General features: G+C 65.9%; 12 protein-coding genes. 4 read left to right on the plus strand and 8 right to left on the minus strand.

Going from position 1 to position 17,512, the window contains the following annotated elements; genetic code table 11:
* The first annotated feature begins 1 nt into the window (after position 1).
* Together A4C63_RS20115 and mobA are read left to right on the plus strand one after the other, a co-directional pair.
* Positions 2–3,130, plus strand: coding sequence for an efflux RND transporter permease subunit (locus tag A4C63_RS20115; RefSeq protein ID WP_063914249.1), 3,129 nt, complete (start codon positions 2–4; stop codon positions 3,128–3,130).
* 61 nt (positions 3,131–3,191) lie between these two features.
* Positions 3,192–3,767 (plus strand): molybdenum cofactor guanylyltransferase MobA, encoded by a 576-nt coding sequence (mobA, locus tag A4C63_RS20120; protein ID WP_063914250.1) that lies wholly within the window; start codon positions 3,192–3,194, stop codon positions 3,765–3,767.
* Between the two features lie 129 nt (positions 3,768–3,896).
* Here mobA and A4C63_RS20125 read toward each other — a convergent pair whose 3' ends face one another.
* From A4C63_RS20125 to peaA, 5 genes are all read right to left on the minus strand, one after another.
* A complete protein-coding gene (locus A4C63_RS20125; RefSeq protein WP_063914251.1) occupies positions 3,897–5,570 on the minus strand; it encodes a fatty acid CoA ligase family protein in 1,674 nt (557 codons plus the stop codon).
* Positions 5,571–5,709: 139 nt separating this feature from the next.
* Complete coding sequence (gene peaD / locus A4C63_RS20130; protein ID WP_063914252.1) at positions 5,710–6,831, minus strand: quinohemoprotein amine dehydrogenase subunit beta; 1,122 nt, start codon at positions 6,829–6,831, stop codon at positions 5,710–5,712.
* A gap of 32 nt (positions 6,832–6,863) precedes the next feature.
* Positions 6,864–7,187 carry a quinohemoprotein amine dehydrogenase subunit gamma gene (gene qhpC, locus A4C63_RS20135; RefSeq protein ID WP_004375838.1) on the minus strand — a complete coding sequence of 108 codons (324 nt, stop codon included), beginning with the start codon at positions 7,185–7,187 and terminating at the stop codon, positions 6,864–6,866.
* A 1-nt stretch (position 7,188) separates the two neighbouring features.
* Entirely contained in the window at positions 7,189–8,619 is a 1,431-nt protein-coding gene (gene peaB / locus A4C63_RS20140) for a quinohemoprotein amine dehydrogenase maturation protein (RefSeq protein ID WP_025339352.1), read from the minus strand.
* 49 nt (positions 8,620–8,668) lie between these two features.
* A complete protein-coding gene (gene peaA / locus A4C63_RS20145) occupies positions 8,669–10,234 on the minus strand; it encodes a quinohemoprotein amine dehydrogenase subunit alpha (protein WP_063914367.1) in 1,566 nt (521 codons plus the stop codon).
* Positions 10,235–10,728: 494 nt separating this feature from the next.
* Between peaA and A4C63_RS20150 the strand changes: the two genes are divergently transcribed.
* A complete protein-coding gene (locus A4C63_RS20150; RefSeq protein WP_063914253.1) occupies positions 10,729–12,222 on the plus strand; it encodes an aldehyde dehydrogenase in 1,494 nt (497 codons plus the stop codon).
* A 152-nt stretch (positions 12,223–12,374) separates the two neighbouring features.
* Positions 12,375–13,688, plus strand: a complete 1,314-nt coding sequence (locus A4C63_RS20155) for a hypothetical protein (protein ID WP_063914254.1) — start codon at positions 12,375–12,377, stop codon at positions 13,686–13,688.
* 138 nt (positions 13,689–13,826) lie between these two features.
* Here A4C63_RS20155 and A4C63_RS20160 read toward each other — a convergent pair whose 3' ends face one another.
* The 3 genes from A4C63_RS20160 to A4C63_RS20170 are packed head-to-tail and all read right to left on the minus strand — an operon-like array spanning position 13,827 to position 17,512.
* Entirely contained in the window at positions 13,827–15,119 is a 1,293-nt protein-coding gene (locus A4C63_RS20160) for an NAD(P)/FAD-dependent oxidoreductase (protein ID WP_063914368.1), read from the minus strand.
* On the minus strand, positions 15,112–15,789 hold the full coding sequence (locus A4C63_RS20165) for a hypothetical protein (RefSeq protein WP_063914255.1): 678 nt from the start codon (positions 15,787–15,789) through the stop codon (positions 15,112–15,114). Before A4C63_RS20165 ends, A4C63_RS20160 begins: the two co-directional genes overlap by 8 nt.
* The gene (locus A4C63_RS20170) at positions 15,779–17,512 is read right to left on the minus strand and encodes an ABC transporter ATP-binding protein (RefSeq protein ID WP_063914256.1); all 1,734 of its coding nucleotides are present in this window, start codon (positions 17,510–17,512) and stop codon (positions 15,779–15,781) included. Before A4C63_RS20170 ends, A4C63_RS20165 begins: the two co-directional genes overlap by 11 nt.

Here is a 17,512-nt window from a genome sequence, read left to right on the forward strand (position 1 = left end):
CATGCCGCAATTCTTCATCGACCGCCCGGTATTCGCCTGGGTGGTCGCCCTGTTCATCCTGCTGGCCGGTGCCCTGGCCATCCCGCAGCTGCCGGTGGCCCAGTACCCCAACGTGGCACCGCCGCAGGTGGAAATCTACGCCGTGTACCCGGGCGCTTCGGCGGCGACCATGGACGAGAGCGTGGTCAGCCTGATCGAACAGGAGCTCAACGGTGCCGACAACCTGCTGTACTTCGAGTCGCAGAGCAGCCTGGGCAGCGCCACCATCACCGCCACCTTCGCCCCGGGCACCAACCCGGACCTGGCCCAGGTCGACGTGCAGAACCGCCTGAAGGTGGTCGAGTCGCGCCTGCCACGCCCGGTGACCCAGCAGGGTCTGCAGGTGGAAAAGGTCTCCACCGGCTTCCTGCTGCTGGCCACCCTCACCTCCGAAGACGGCAAGCTCGACGAAACCGCCCTGTCGGATATCCTCGCGCGCAACGTGATGGACGAAATCCGCCGCCTCAAGGGCGTCGGCAAGGCCCAGCTGTACGGTTCGGAGCGTGCCATGCGCATCTGGATCGACCCGCGCAAGCTGATCGGCTTCAACCTCACGCCCAACGATGTGGCCGAGGCCATCGCCGCGCAGAACGCCCAGGTGGCCCCCGGCAGCATCGGCGACCTGCCCAGCCGTAGCACCCAGGAAATCACCGCCAATGTGGTGGTCAAGGGCCAGCTGAGCACCCCCGAGGAGTTCGCCGGGATTGTCCTGCGCGCCAACCCGGACGGTTCCACGGTGACCATCGGCGATGTCGCCCGGGTCGAGATCGGTGCCCAGGAATACCAGTACGGTACGCGCCTGAACGGCAAGCCAGCCACCGCCTTCAGCGTGCAGCTGTCGCCGGGCGCCAACGCCATGGAAACCGCCACCCTGGTGCGGGCGAAGATGCAGGACCTGGCGCGCTACTTCCCGGAAGGCGTCAAGTACGACATCCCTTACGACACCTCGCCATTCGTCAAGGTGTCGATCGAACAGGTCATCAACACCCTGTTCGAAGCCATGCTGCTGGTGTTCGCGGTGATGTTCCTGTTCCTGCAGAACCTGCGCTATACCCTGATCCCGACACTGGTGGTGCCGGTGGCGCTGATGGGTACCTTCGCCGTGATGCTGGCCATGGGCTTCTCGGTCAACGTGCTGACCCTGTTCGGCATGGTGCTGGCCATCGGCATCCTGGTCGACGATGCCATCGTGGTGGTGGAAAACGTCGAGCGGATCATGGCCGAGGAAGGCCTGCCGCCCAAGCAGGCCACGCGCAAGGCCATGGGCCAGATCAGCGGCGCGATCATCGGCATTACCCTGGTACTGGTGGCAGTGTTCCTGCCCATGGCCTTCATGCAAGGCTCGGTGGGGGTGATCTACCAGCAGTTCTCGCTGTCGATGGCAGTGTCGATCCTGTTCTCTGCGTTCCTGGCCCTAAGCCTGACCCCGGCGCTATGCGCCACCCTGCTCAAACCCGTGGCCAAGGGCGAGCACCATGAACGCAAGGGCTTCTTCGGCTGGTTCAACCGCCGCTTCGAAGGCATGAGCAACGGCTACCAGCGCTGGGTGGTGCAGGCGCTCAAGCGCAGCGGCCGCTACCTGCTGGTATACGCGCTGCTACTGGCGGTGCTGGGCTATGGCTTCAGCCAGCTGCCCACGGCGTTCCTGCCCACCGAAGACCAGGGCTACACCATCACCGACATCCAGCTGCCGCCAGGCGCCAGCCGCATGCGCACCGAACAGGTGGCGGCACAGATCGAGGCGCACAACGCCGAGGAACCGGGCGTGGGCAACACCACCCTGATCCTGGGCTTCAGCTTCTCCGGTAGCGGGCAGAATGCGGCGCTGGCCTTCACCACCCTCAAGGACTGGTCCGAACGCGGTGCCGACGACAGCGCCCAGTCGATCGCCGACCGCGCGACCATGGCCTTCACCCAGCTCAAGGACGCCGTTGCCTACGCCGTGCTGCCGCCGCCGATCGACGGCCTTGGCGAGTCGACCGGCTTCGAGTTCCGCCTGCAGGACCGCGGTGGCATGGGCCACGCCGAGCTGATGGCCGCCCGCGACGAGCTGCTGGCAAATGCCACCAAGAGCAAAGTGCTGACCAACGTGCGCGAAGCCTCGCTGGCGGAAAGCCCGCAGGTGCAGCTGGAAATCGACCGCCGCCAGGCCAATGCCCTGGGCGTGTCGTTTGCCGATATCGGCACGGTGCTGGATGTGGCCGTGGGTTCCAGCTACGTCAACGACTTCCCCAACCAGGGCCGTATGCAGCGGGTGGTGGTGCAGGCCGAAGGCGACCAGCGCAGCCAGGTCGAAGACCTGCTGAAGATCCACGTGCGCAACGACAGCGGCAAGATGGTGCCACTGGGTGCATTCGTCCAGGCCAGATGGGTCAGCGGCCCGGTGCAACTGACCCGCTACAACGGCTACCCGGCGGTGTCGATTTCCGGCGAGCCGGCGGCCGGCTACAGTTCGGGCGAAGCCATGGCCGAAATCGAGCGCCTGGTGGCTCAGCTGCCGGCCGGCGCCGGCCTGGAATGGACTGGCCTGTCGCTGCAGGAACGGCTTTCCGGTAGCCAGGCACCGATGCTGATGGCGCTGTCGTTGCTGGTGGTGTTCCTGTGCCTGGCAGCGCTGTACGAAAGCTGGTCGATCCCCACAGCGGTACTGCTGGTAGTACCGCTCGGCGTGCTCGGTGCGGTGCTGGCGGTGACCCTGCGCGGCATGCCCAACGATGTGTTCTTCAAGGTCGGCCTGATCACCCTGATCGGCCTGTCGGCGAAGAACGCCATCCTGATCATCGAGTTCGCCAAGAGCCTGGTCGACCAGGGTGTCGATGCCGCCGACGCCGCTGTGCAGGCCGCGCGCCTGCGCCTGCGCCCGATCGTGATGACCTCGCTGGCGTTCATCCTTGGCGTGGTACCACTGGCCATCGCCAGCGGCGCCAGTTCGGCCAGCCAGCAGGCAATCGGCACCGGCGTGATCGGCGGCATGCTCAGCGCCACCCTGGCGGTGGTGTTCGTGCCGGTGTTCTTCGTGGTGGTAATGCGCCTGGCCGGGCGACACCAGGCGCGTAATGCCGACACGCAAACCGTGACCCGCGAAAGCTGACTGGACAAGCCCCGCGTGAAATGGGAGGGTTCCCGGCAATGACTGCCCGGAACCCTTTTTCATGCCTGATGCCCTGCCCCCCTGCTCCATCCTCATTCTCGCCGGTGGCCGCGGCCAACGCATGGGCGGCCGTGACAAGGGCCTGGTCGACTGGCAGGGCGAACCGCTGGTGGCGCATGTGCAACGCGTGGTACGGCCACTCAGCGATGACCTGGTGATTTCCTGCAACCGTAACCAGGAGGCCTACCGGGCGTATGCCGACCAGTTGGTGGGCGATGCCGAGGCGGACTACCCCGGGCCGTTGGCGGGGGTGATTGCCGGGCTCAAGGTGGCGCGGCATGAATGGGTGGTGCTGCTGGCCTGTGATGCGCCGCTGGTTGACCGGGGGTTGATCGAGGACCTGCTGCGCTTGGCGGTGGCCAGTGACAGTGCGGCGATGGTGCGCCAGGGTGGGTACTGGCAGCCAATGTTCAGTGTGCTGCCACGCCGGGTGTTGCCGGTGCTGGAGCAGGCCTGGGCGGCGGGTGAGCGGAGTTTGCAAAAGGCCTTGCTGCGTGAAGCGGTGCAGGGGCTGGAATGTGCCGACGATGATCGCAGGTTGAGCAACTTCAACAGCCCGGAGTTGTTGCAAGGCTGAGGTCATCTACTGCCTGTGTTGGCCTCTTCGCGGGCATGCCCGCTCCCACAGGTTCTCCACTGCTCTTGAGGCCTGTGCAATACCTGTGGGAGCGGGTTTACCCGCGAAGAGGTCGGCACAGGCAACACATCACCCGGCAGACAATTCCTCGACACTGATCTCGCGCATGCGGAACTTCTGCACCTTGCCGGTCACCGTCATCGGGAACTCATCGACAAAGCGGAAGTACCGGGGCACCTTGAAATGCGCAATCCGCGCCTTCGCCCACTCGCGCAGTTCCTCCGCGCTGGCCGTATGCCCCGGGTGCAGCCGCACCCAGGCCACGATCTCTTCGCCGTACTTGCTGCACGGTACGCCAATCACCTGCACATCGGCCACCGCCGGGTGGGTGAAGAAGAACTCTTCCAGTTCGCGCGGGTAGATGTTCTCGCCGCCACGAATGATCATGTCCTTGCTGCGCCCGACAATACGCACATAGCCCTGCTCGTCCATCACCGCCAGGTCGCCGGTGTGCATCCAGCCTTGTTCATCGATGCTTTCGGCGGTGGCCTTGGGGTTGTTCCAGTAGCCCAGCATCACGCTGTAACCCCGCGTGCACAGCTCGCCGATCTCGCCACGCGGCACGGTGTTGCCGTCGGCATCGATCACCTTGTTCTCCAGCCGCGGCTGGGTACGCCCGACGCTGGTCACGCGGCGCTCCAGGTCGTCGCTGGCGCCGGTCTGCAGCGACACCGGGCTGGTCTCGGTCATGCCGTAGGCAATCTGCACCTCGGCCATGTGCATCTCGCCGATAACCCGGCGCATCACTTCGATCGGGCAGGTGGCACCGGCCATGATCCCGGTGCGCAGGCTCGACAGGTCAAACTCGCCACGCTGCGGGTGGTCCAGCTCGGCGATGAACATGGTCGGCACGCCATACAACGCAGTGGCCCTTTCTTCCGCCACCGCACGCAGGGTGGCCAGCGGGTCGAAGGCGTCGTTGGGGTAGATCAGGGTGCTGCCGTGGGTCATGCAGCCGAGGTTGGCCATGACCATGCCAAAGCAGTGGTACAACGGCACCGGCACCACCAGCCGGTCATGCGCGGTCAGGCCCAGGCTCTCGCCGACCATGTAGCCGTTGTTGAGGATATTGCCGTGGCTGAGCGTGGCGCCCTTGGGGAACCCCGTGGTGCCCGAGGTGTACTGGATGTTGATCGGGTCGTCGCAGCGCAGTTGTGCCTGGCGCTCGGCCAGGGCTTCGCGGCTGACCGCCTCGGCACGGGCTTGCAGGTCGTGCCAGGCGAGGAAGCCCGGCGGTGGCGCAGCGGCCAGGCTGACCACGCCGCGCAGCTCGGGGAAGCGCTCGCAGATCAGGGCGCCCGGCTGGCCGCTGGCCAGGCCCGGGACCAGGCCCAGCAGCATGGCGTGGTAATCGGAGGTCTTGAACGCGCCGGCGCAGATCACCCAGCGGCAGCCGGACTGGCCAAGGGCGTAGTCCAGTTCGCTGGAGCGGTAGGCCGGGTTGATGTTGACCAGGATCGCGCCGACCTTGGCGCTGGCGAACTGGGTGATGCACCACTCTGCGCAGTTAGGGGCCCAGATGCCGAGGCGGTCACCGGGCTGCACGCCCAGCGCCATCAGCGCGCGGGCGTGCTGGTCGACGGCTGCGGCCAGTTGCCGCCAGGTGTAGCGCAGGGCCTGGTGGCGGACTACCAGGGCTTCGCGGTCGGGGAAGCGGGCGACGGTGGTGTCGAAGGCGTCGCCGATGCACTGGGTAAGCAGGGGTTTGTCCTGATTGCCCTGGGAGTAGCTTGGCTGGGGCATGGGCGGTCTCTTGTTGTTCTTGTGTTGATTGAGCGGGCCTCTTCGCGGGTAAACCCGCTCCCACAGGGACCGCACCACATTCAGCCCCTGTGGAGCTCCTTGTGGGAGCGGGTTTACCCGCGAAGAAAGCAACACCGGTTTAACGGATGAACACCTGCGGCGTAGTGGTGGACATGTCGCCACCCGGCAACTTGATGTTCTTCACCTTCTCCAGCGTATCCGGGTTGAACACCGCCAGGTCGTTGAAGGTGCCGCCCAGGTACAACTTGTCACCCTTCTTGTCGAAGGCCACGCAGTAGTAAGTGTGGTCCAGATTCGCCGCCTTGATCAGCTTGCGCTGCTTGAGGTCGTACTTGGCCAGGCGGTTGAGCACGCCGTAGATCTGGTTCGGGTCTTTCGGCGAAACCAGCCCGGTGAAGTACAGCTCGGTCAGGTCGGCGAACTCCTGGGTGTGAGTCTTGCCGGTCTTCAGGTCGACGCTCAGGTAGCCATACAGCAGCTCGGCGGTGGCCGGGTCCTGCTTGTCATCCTTGAACCTGGCAATGGTGTACAGCATCGAGAACTCGTGGCGCGGGCTCTGGTGCGGCCAGAAATACAGCACGTCCGGGGCGCTGTAGCCTTTACGGTTCCAGTTGCGCAGCGGCAAGGCTACCGTGTACTTGCCGGTCTTCACGTCCATCTTGTAGATGTCCGGCCCGGCGACGTACAGGCTGCCATCGTCCGCCGCACGCATCAGGTACACCTGGCGCGGCATCGGGAAGGTGCGTACCGGCTTGGCCTCAAGGCCATCGGCGGTGCTGAACACCTCCAGTCGCGGTGGCTTGACCACGTAGTGGTCGTTCAGGCGCTGGGTCGGGTTGACCGTGGCGTACACCTCCTTGCCGTCCGGGCTGATGGCGAACGAGTACATCGACCGGCCCACCTCACCCGGCACGCTGGACAGGTTGGCGTGGAAGGTATTCTTGCAGGTGTCCAGGTCGATGCCGTAGATGTCGCCGTAGTGGTTGTTGAGCACGTAGGCGGTGCGGTTGTCCGGCGCCATCATCGCGGTGCCGGGGCCGAACTTGTCGGGCATGACGCAGCTCTTGTATACCGTGTCACTGGCCACATCGACCACGTGCAGGTTGTTCGGGTAGTTGGTCACGATCATGTATTCGTGGCCAGCCTTCAGCGCCGGCCCGGTGTCGGCGGCCTGTACCAGCCCGGCGCAGGCCGTGGCGGCGATGGTGAGCGCGAGTGACGCGCAGCGTCCAGCTTTCATGCGGTTTCCCCTTGTCGTTCTTGTTGGGCCGGTCACTTGTCTTTCGGGAACACGGTGCCGAGGTTGCGCCAGTCTTCGGCGGAGTTGCTCGCCTGGGCGTTCCAGTCCTGATAGGTGCTCATCATGTCCGGCACCTGGGCCGGCCACCAGCAAGGGTCGGAGCAGCCATACAGGTCGGCCTCCATCGGCTGGCACAGCGAACTCACGCCACCAAAGGCGTCCACTTCCCAGCCCGGGTCGGTGGTGGCGGTGCAGCCTGCCACCGCGCTCATGGCCATGACTTCTTCGACGCGGTCTTCGGCGGCGGCCTGCTCGAGGATGCGCGCCTTGTTGTTCAGGGGCTTCAAGTGCTTCATGTCAGTGCGCCTTCCGCGGGGTGATGTAGCGATCGATGAAGGCCGGGTTGGCGGCCATGATGCGGCTGTAGACTTCAATGCCGAAGTCGACCCAGTCGCGCATCAGTTCGCAATAGTGGTAGGTCGGGTGCTGCGGGTCGCCGTAGCGGGCATAGCTTTCGTGGTAGCAGCCACCGGAGCACAGGTTGCGGATGCGGCAGCTGTCGCAGCCGGTGTTGCTGCGGTCCAGGCGCTGCGACAGGAAGTCGTTGAGCTGAGCCTGCTTCACGCCCTGATGCACGTTGCCGAAGGTCGGCAGGCTGGAGCCGGTGAAGCGGTGGCACAGGTTCAGCTCGCCCTCGTGGTCCACTGCCAGCATCTTCAGCCCGGCGCCGCACGGCAGGGCCTTCTTGTGGCCTTCGTGGATGTCGGTGATCAGCTGGTGCAGGTTGGAGAAGCCGATGTTGCGGTGCTCCAGCGCAGCCTCCAGGTAGCGTCGGCCCAGCGCCTTCATGTTGGCGAACACCTGCACCAGTTCTTCGCCGGTAAGGTTGAAGTTGGCCATGTCGCCGGAGGTAACCGGGGCAAAACCGACTTCAGCGAAGCCCAGCTCGTTGAACAGGTGGTTCCAGATGGTCTCGACGTCGGTGATGCCACGGGTCAGCGTGACCCGCGCCCCCACCGGGCGGCTGTGGTAGCGCGACAGCAGCATGTCGACCTTGCGCCGCACCACGTCATAGGTGCCCTGCCCGCCCACGGTGATGCGGTTGCGGTCGTGCACGGTCTTGGGGCCGTCGATGCTGATCGACAGGCCGAAACGGTGGGCGTTGAGCCAGTCGATGATCTCTTCGGTGAGCAGCGTGGCATTGGTGGTCATGATGAACTCCACCTGCTTGCCCGCCTCGGCGAAGCGCCGCTCGCAGTAGGCAACCATGTGTTCGATCAGCGGCCGGTTGGACAGCGGCTCGCCACCGAAGAACACCACGCTGTAGCGCTCCTCGTCGGGCGACTCCTTGAGCAGCATCTCCACCGAGGCTTCAGCGGTGGCGGTGCTCATCTTCTTGCCCGCGGACGGCTTGTCCAGGTCTTCCTTGTAGCAGTAGGTGCAGCTGAGGTTACAGCCGGTGTTTACGTTGAGCACCACGGTGTTCAGCGCAGTGCGCTCGACCTGCTTTAGGGCGATTTCCGGGGTCAGCGGCGAGCCGTCGCTGACCAGTTCCAGCGCGATCAGTTCGCGCAGGGTGTCCTGGATATCGTCGCCGGCAAACTGCTGGCCAAGGCGCTGCATCAGCTCCTCGGCCGAGCAGCCTTGCTGGCGCAGGGTGTCGATGATGCCGCCGGTCACCGCGTCGGCGGTGAACAGCGAACTGCTGGGGATATGGAACAGCATGCGGTCGGCATCGACCTGCACTTCATGCAGGTTGCGTTCGACCAGGTTCAGTAGTGCGCCCATGGCGACCTCCCGATAATCGATCCGTTGGAAAACCGTTAGCCCCCTGCCGTTACGGCAGCGGCGGGTTGTTCCAGCGCTGTACGGTGACGATCATGTGCCCTTCGCCCGTCTGGCCACCGTCGGCCAGGGTGGCGATGACCTTCAGGTTGCCAGCGTTGTTGGTCATCATCTTGCGCTCTGGGTTGGGGCCAGCGCCGCCTGGCACGAACACGCCATCGGCCTGCATCTTCCCGGCGAACTTGACGTCTTCGTCCTCGACCGCACGCTCGTTGAACGGCTCGACCTTCCAGCTGGCCGGCAGGTAGCCGATGCGCAGCGGCTGGCCATTGGCGTCCTTGCCCCAGGCTTCGGCCTCGAAACGGCCCTGCACCTTGGGCACCGAGGCGCCGTTTTCGCCGATGCGGGCGATGGAGAATGCCGGCACCACCTTCACTTCCTCGACCTTGTCGTAGACCGCCAGGTTGACGCCCTTGAGCGCACCTACGGCGACTTCGCGCTGGCCCGGCTTGGCATCGGCTGCGGCGCGGGCCTTCACCCGTACCAGGGTCGGGGTCTGCTCCAGCACCTCGGTCACTTCCACGCCAGCGCCCAGGTCCGGTTTGCCGGCCAGGCCGCTGCCGACCAGGGTGATTTCGCTTTCGCCACCGGCCTTGATGAATGCCGGTTGTACCGCCAGCAGGCGCGCCTTGCCCTCCTTCACTGCAGTGAAGTCCAGGCCACGCTCATCGTGGTCGGCCTCGAACATGCGGCCCTTCATTTCGCCATCCAGCGCAGCGAACACCTGGCGCAGGTTGGCGTCGCCGACCTTGACGTTGCCACGCCATTCATAGCCGTTGTAGAGGATCGCCGAGCCGCTGCCATTGAACGGTGTACCGTCGGCATAAGCGCCCTTGACCTCGACCTTGAAGGTGTCGCCCTGGTCAGGCGTGACACTCATCACCCCGCGCACATCGCCCTTGGCCAGCATGTGGCCGCTGAATGCCCACTGGCCCGGCAGCGCATCGGCCTTGGGCCTGGCCTTCTGCCATTCGGCCCACGCCGCGCTTTCCAGCGGGTAGCGCTTGGCAAGGTCGGGCACCACTTGCTGCAGGGCGATCGGCAGCCAGTCGCGGTCACGCGCCTGGGCCTGGTATTCGAGGGATGGCCACTGGCCGAGATGGAAGTTGACCAGGTGCTCCCATTCCTTGGCCGGGCGCCGCTGCAAGGCGACGCGGGCACCGGAGTGGCAACGGCCACAGGTTTCGCTGAGCCGGGTGTCGAACTGCTCGACGGTGTTCAGCCGGCGCTCCATGGCATAACGCACGCCATCGGTTTCGCTGGGCGCCAGGCCCTGCTTGTCGGCCAGGTACTTGACCAAGGTGCGGCGGTCATCGTCGCTGATCTGCAGGCCGTGCATCACCTGCATGCGGGCGATGCTCATCAGCCAGCCTTCCGGGGTCTTGCGCTGGTGGCTGATACGGCTGTAGGTGTCGTTGCCTTCGGGGATATGGCACCCCATGCACTTGTTCTGCAACAGGCTCGGGCCCTGCTCGGCCGCCATGGCCTGGGTGCTCAGCAGCGCGGCGGCGACCAGCGCCAGTTTGCCCGCATGCCGCCGGAGTCGAGTCGTCTTCAAGGTCAGACCTCCACGGTTGTTGTTCTTATCGTTGTCGCACGCTTTGGTACAGCAGGTGTGCATGTGACGGTTGTGATACAGGAACTGTGCCAGGTGCTGTAAAAATGTTTCCTTTCAAGCTTTTAGCTGGTTTTCCGGGCTTTGCTGCCAGCAGAGATGGCCAATTGCAGCGTGCCATTTCGCGACAGGGTGTTTCATCCTGAGACAGGGGCCTGCTGCGCAGGCCTTCGCGGGCATGCCCGCTCCTACAGGCATCGCACCGGCCCTCGGCATTGCGCATCCCCTGTGGGAGCGGGCGTGCCCGCGAAGAGGCCGGAACAGCCACTGTTTCACCACCGTCTCACAGCGTCTCAATGTGCAACAGCGCAATCCTGCAATCCCAACCTTGCAACAAGACAAAACCCAACCCGTTCAATGATTTGCAGCCATCTGCCGACCTTGGCACGCACATTGCGCCTGTGCCCGTCACATCCAATGACAAGAGGCACCGTCCCATGCTTTGCGAACTGCCCATCCTGCCCGCCACCCGCGCCTTCCTCGAACGCAAGCTGAAGATGCGCATCGGCGCCGACTGGCAGGACGCCGCCAGCGGTCGCACCCTGTCGTTCCGCAACCCGGCCACTGGCGAGGTGCTGGGTGAAGTGCCCGCGGCCGAGGCCGAAGATGTCGACCGCGCCGTGCGCGCCGCGCGCCAGGCCTTCGATGATTCGCCTTGGAGCCGCCTGCGCCCACGCGAACGGCAGAACCTGCTGTGGCGCCTGGCCGACCTGATGGAACGCGACGCCCGCCAGCTGGCCGAACTGGAATGCCTGAACAACGGTAAGAGCGCCACCGTGGCCCAGGTGATGGACGTGCAACTGGCCATCGACTTCCTGCGCTACATGGCCGGCTGGGCCACCAAGATCGAAGGTAGCACCGTTGAAGCTTCAATGCCGTTGATGCCCAACGACCAGTTCCACGGCTTCGTCCGCCGCGAGGCGGTGGGTGTGGTCGGTGCCATCGTCGCCTGGAACTTCCCGTTGCTGCTGGCCTGCTGGAAGCTCGGCCCGGCCCTGGCTACCGGCTGCACGGTGGTGCTCAAGCCCGCTGACGAAACACCGCTGAGCGTGCTCAAGCTGGCTGAGCTGGTGGACGAAGCCGGCTACCCGGCTGGTGTGTTCAACGTGGTCACCGGCACCGGCCTGAACGCCGGCGCCGCGCTCAGCCGCCACCCTGGCGTGGACAAACTGACCTTCACCGGCTCCACCGAGGTCGGCAAGCTGATCGGCAAGGCGGCCATGGACAACATGACCCGCGTCACCCTGGAGCTCGGTGGCAAGTCGCCGACTATCGTCATGCCCGACGCCAACCTGCAGGAAGCCGCCGCCGGCGCGGCCACGGCGATCTTCTTCAACCAGGGCCAGGTGTGCTGCGCAGGCTCGCGGCTGTATGTGCACCGCAAGCATTTCGACAATGTGGTGGCCGACATCGCCGGCATCGCCAACGGCATGAAGCTGGGCAGCGGCCTGGACCCGGCGGTGCAGATGGGCCCACTGATCTCGGCCAAGCAGCAGGACCGCGTCACCGGCTACATCGAGCTTGGCCGCGAGCTGGGCGCGACCATCGCCTGCGGTGGCGAGGGCTTCGGGCCGGGCTACTTCGTCAAGCCGACGGTGATCGTCGATGTCGACCAGCGCCACCGCCTGGTACAGGAAGAGATCTTCGGGCCGGTGCTGGTGGCGATGCCGTTCGATGACATCGACGAAGTGATCGGCATGGCCAACGACAACCCCTATGGCTTGGGTGCGAGTATCTGGTCCAACGACCTGGCCGCCGTGCACCGGATGATCCCGCGCATCAAGTCGGGGTCGGTGTGGGTCAACTGCCACAGCGCCCTCGACCCTGCCTTGCCGTTTGGCGGCTACAAGATGTCCGGCGTCGGCCGCGAGATGGGGGCGGCTGCCATCGAGCACTACACCGAGCTGAAGTCGGTGTTGATCAAGCTCTGATCATTGTCCTGTACCGGCCTCTTCGCGGGCTTGCCCGCTCCTACAGGATTACCGCAGGTCTGAATCCTTTGGGGTCCCTGTGGGAGCGGGCGTGCCCGCGAAGAGGCCGGTACAGGCAACAAAAAAACAACAACAAAAACATGGAGCACACCATGAGGCACACTCTCGCCTGCACATTGGCCCTGCTGTTCGCCGCCCCCGTCACCCAGGCCTACGAGCTGTACAACCACAACGGCACCACCCTCAACGCCGACCTCGAAGCCCTGTTCGGCGCCTTCCACAGCGACGAAAGCTTCAACCTGGCCGGCAACCGCAAGCCCGGTAGCACCGCCTGGCAGGAAGGCTACGTCAAATATGGCCTCAGCGGCAGCCAGGCCCTGGCCGACAGCGGCGCGCTCTACGGCGCCTTCAACCTGCTCAGCTCCGCCACCTGGGGCGATGGTGACGCCGCCGGCCTGACCCTGGGTGACGAGCGCCGCACCGCCGTCGAAGACCTGTACCTTGGCTGGCGCTCGGCCAACCTGTTCCCGGCCCTGGGTGAAGACGGCGTGGACATTTCCGGCGGCCGCCAGGTGGTGACCCTGGGTGACGGCTTCCTGATCCAGGGCGACCCGGTGAACCTGGGCAAGGTCGACCTGGGCGCCAACTTCGACCGCGGCGGCGCCTACTACCTGGCCGCACGCAAGGCCTTCGACCGTACGGCCGTGCTGCGCCTGGGCGGCAAGCAAGGCTGGCGCAGCGACCTGATGTGGCTGAAGTCCGACAACCACTACCAGGCCGACACCTCGCTGGCGGTGGCCAACCTGGAACACGTCACCGACGCCGGCACCGTGGGCCTGAGCTGGATCCGCGGCCTCGACGTGGACCAGCGCTACGCGCAGATCATGGGCCTGGAACACCGCGACGGCATGGACACCGCCAGCTTGCGCGGGCGCGGCAACCTGGGGGTGAAAGACCTGGAGCTGGCCGCCGAGTACGTGACCCAGGACAAAACCGGCGGGCGGGAGAACGCCTGGTACCTGGAAGGCAACTGGACCTTCTCCGAACTGCCCTGGTCACCCACCGCCACCTACCGCTACAGCCGTTTTTCCGAGGATTTCGACCCGCTGTTCTATGGCCTGAGCCGTGGCTATGGCACCTGGTTCCAGGGTGAAGTGGCGGCCAACTATGCTGGGCCGTTCAACAGCAACAGCCAGGTGCACCACGTGGCGCTCAAGGGCAAACCACGGGACAACCTGACCGTGGGCGCACTGTACTTCGACTTCGATACGCTGGACACCGACCAGGGCAACCTGGGCGGGCGGGAGCTGGACCTGTATGTGGAATGGATGGTCAACGACCACCTGTTGATCAGCCCGCTGGTAGGGTTCTACAAGCCGGAGCGCAGTGCGGCCGATGGCGGCACGCAGCTGGGTGGGCGGGATGCCGGGACCTACATGCAGTTGATCGTCGGGACTTTCTTCTGATTCGAGATCCCGGGGCTGCTGCGCAGCCCATCGCGACACAAGGCCGCTCACACAGGTACAGCGCTGCCCTCAAGGTTTGCGTGAACCTGTGGGAGCGGCCTTGTGTCGCGAAAGGGCCGCAAAGCGGCCCCTGCAATCTCAAGCCAGGCCCTGCTCCAACAACCACCGCCGCACCATTCTCTGCTGCTCCCCCGACAGGCCCGACACCACTGCCTCAAGAGGCCGACCAGCCTGCAACTCCCGCACCACCGGCGCCAGCTCCACCCCCTGCAAATGCCAAACCCCCAACGGCTGATCCGCCGTCACCACCACCTCGGCCGCATCCACCAGCCCGTCACGCAACACCGGCCGCCGCTCGACCCTCACCGCGCGCCAGTCCGCCGCCACGTGCAATGCCTGCATGTCCGGCCACCCCTGCCGCCGCGCCCAGAACGGCTGCCCCACCCGCCCCTGCTCCTGTCCATAGAAATCGCGCCCGATCCGGGCAAAGCGCAAAAACAGCTGCTCGACCCGCTGCTGGTGAAACTGCCGCGCCAACCCTGCCCGCTCGGGCCTGCGCAGCAAGGTATTGATCACCACCGGCGCCTGCAACGCCGAAGACAGCGACTGGAAGATCCCGTTGCCCGACAGCGGGTCAACGGCCATTGCGGCATCGCCCACGCGTATCCAGTCCTGCCCGACACATTCGCCGGCCAGAATCGCGGTGCTGCTGCGCGCATGCACCTGTGCCGGCGCCAATGCCCTGGTATCGAACAGCTCGGCCACCAACGCACTGCCGGCTCGCCGCGCCGCACAGTAATCCGCCAACCCGGCCTTGCCCGGCAGCCCGGCGGCGTCCAGGGTGACTTGCCAATAGCAGCGGCCGTCTTCCAGGCGCGCCATCCACGCCCAGCCATCTTCCAGGCTCTCCACCGCCGACGCTGGCGCACCAGGGTTGGCCTGCCAGACATTCAGCAAGCTGACCGTCTCCGGCCCGCGCAGGCGATCTGCGGCAAGCGGGGCCTGGCGGCCTCGGGCTTCGACCAGGAAATCGGCCTGCACTACCTGCCCATCGTCCAGGCGAACAAGATGACCGCCCTCGTGCGCGACCTCGCGTACCCGCCCCTCGATCACGCTCACACCCGCCCGCTGAAGGTCGTCGCGCAGCGCCCGATCAAAACGTTGCCGGTCGAGCAGAAACTCCTGGTTCAGTTGCAGTTGCTGGCCGTTCCAGTGCACCTGCCGAGTGGCCGGTATGGCCGCCTGGCTCAAGGCACCTCCAAGCCCCGCATGACGCAAGCCTTCAAGCACCCGTTGCGATACCCCTTCGACCGCCGCGAACCGGCGCCACTCGGACACCACCGTGACCGCGTAACCCAGCCGCCGCAGGCCAATGGCCGTGGCCGCACCCGCAGGGCCTGCCCCCAGCACCACAATGCGCGGTTCAGGCATGGCCAGCACCTCGTCGCTCGGGGCCGGCAAACACCGCGTGGTGGCGCAACCAGTCATGCACCTGCTGGTGGTCCATGCCTGGCGCCTCACGCAGCAACGCCGCAATCCTGCCGCTCAAGGCCGCGCACCCCAGGCTCGCGCCCGCCCTGCCGCCCGCCCCCACATAACCGCCAAAATCTGCCTGTCGGGTACCCAGCCAAGACCACTGGCCCGGCGCGCACCGGGCATCGCCGGTGACCCGGATCACCCCAGGGTAGTTGGCCGGATACACTGGCCCGCCCTGGGCCGGGCTGGACGCGCACAGCAGCACACCCGCGGCCAAAGCCTCGGCGCAGGCCTGGTGCAGCACAGGCCGGTCCTGCTGCAGGCCAAGGCTGAGGTTGACCAGCGTAGCCCCCGCCTCCACCAGCCACAGCAGCGCCGCCGCCACCTGCAAGGCGCTGGTGCTGGCCTGGGCGCTGAAAACCTGGGCCAGCAGCACAGGCACCGGCCCGGCCTCCCGCTGCAAGCCGGCGAGCACCGCGCTACCGTGCCCAAGCTGGTCGGGCAGCATTTCACCTTCGCGCAGCTGGCCGTCCTCCAGCCAGAAGCGACGCGCGCCCAGCAAGGCGCTGGCCTGCTCCGGCGAGCAGCCACTGTCGATGACGCCAACGCGCACGTCAGTGCCCATGCTTGATCACCTCCCCGGGCAGTACCTGCAACTGGCCATCGTGCAGCTGCAGGTGCAGGTCGGCATCGGCCAGGGTCGAAGCACGGTGGCTGATCAGGATGCGCGTGCGGCCAGCGAACAGCTGGTCGATGGCCGCAATCACTTCGCGCTCGGTGGCTTCGTCCACCGCCGAGGTGGCCTCGTCCAGCACCAGGATCGCCGGCGCCTGCAGCACTGCGCGGGCGATGGCAATGCGTTGTTTCTGCCCGCCGGACAGCTGCTGGCCACGCTCACCCAGCTGGCCGTCCAGGCCCAGCGGCAGGCTGTCGACCAGGCTGTCCAGCCGCGCCAGGCGCACCACCTGCTGCAGTTCCGCACGGCTGGCTTCGGGCACGCCATAGGCCAGGTTCTGCGCCAAGGTGCCACGGAACAGCACGATATCCTGGCTGACCACCGCGATACGGCGGCGCAGCGCGGCCAGGTCCAGCTCGCGCAGGTCGGTGCCATCCAGCAGAATGCGCCCGGCGTCCGGGTCGTAGAAGCGTTGCAGCAGGTCGATCAGGGTCGACTTGCCTACCCCCGAGGCACCGCTGATGGCTACCTTGAGGCCACCCGGCACGCACACCTGCACGTTGTTCAGCACCGCGCCCTGGCGCCCTTCATGGGCAAAGCTCAGCCCCTCTAGGCGCAATTCGCCCGGGCCATCGGGCATGGGCTGCGGGTTGGCTGCCGGGCGCACGGCCACGGCCTCCTGCTTCAGTTCCATCACCCGCCCCAGGCTTACCGCCATGCGCTGCACCGCCACGTACAGGCCCAACAGGCTCTGCACCGGCCCTACCGCCATGCCCATGTAAGTGGAAAAGGCAATCAGCGCCCCCAGTTGCCAGGTGCCCTGGATCACCCACCAGCCGCCGACCAGGAACGCGCAAGCGCGGCACCATGAGGTCAGCGTGCCGGGAATGGCCTGGGTGAAGAATTCGGTCACCTGCACCTTGAGCAGCTGGCGCATGTAGCCCTGGCCCAGCTGGTCCAGGCGCCCCGCCTCGCGCCCTTGCTGGCCAGCCGCCTGGATGAACTTCATCGCCGGCAAGGTCTCGACCAGGAACGACGACACATCCGCCGAGCGTTCGCGCAGGTTACGTACTTCGCGCTCTACCTTGCGCCGCATCCAGCGCAACCACAGCACTTCGATCGGCACCAGCAGCGCCAGCAGCAGTGACAGTTGCCACGACAGCATCAGCATCAACACCACCGCGCCCACCAGGCCGATCACCGCCGACACCGCCGAAAACAGCGAATCCACGGCAAAACGCTGGATTTCCGCCACATCGCCATCCAGCCGCGAAAGGATGTCGCCGATGCGCCGCCGCCCGTAGAACGTCGGCGACAACTGCTGCAGGTGGCGGTACAGGTCATCGCGCAGGGCAAACAGGATGCGCCCCGACAAGCGCGTGTGCAGATAGCGGTTGACCCCGGCCAGCACGGTACCCAGCAGGCCCGCGCCGATCATGATCGCCGCCATGTGCCAGAGGGTCTGGTAGTCCTTGGCCAGCAGCCCGTCGTCAATCAGCGTCTTGACCAGCCAGGGTTGCGCCAGCGCCAGCAACGAGGCGCCCAGCGACAAACCGAGCAACAGGCCGATGGCGCGCCGATGGGGGCGCACGAAGCCATACAGCCAGGCCAACGCCTGGCGCATCAGTACAGGGTCGCTGGATTCCACCAGCCGGGCGAACAGGCCGCCCAT

The organism is Pseudomonas sp. p21, from assembly GCF_001642705.1.
In the GTDB taxonomy this organism is placed as follows: domain Bacteria; phylum Pseudomonadota; class Gammaproteobacteria; order Pseudomonadales; family Pseudomonadaceae; genus Aquipseudomonas.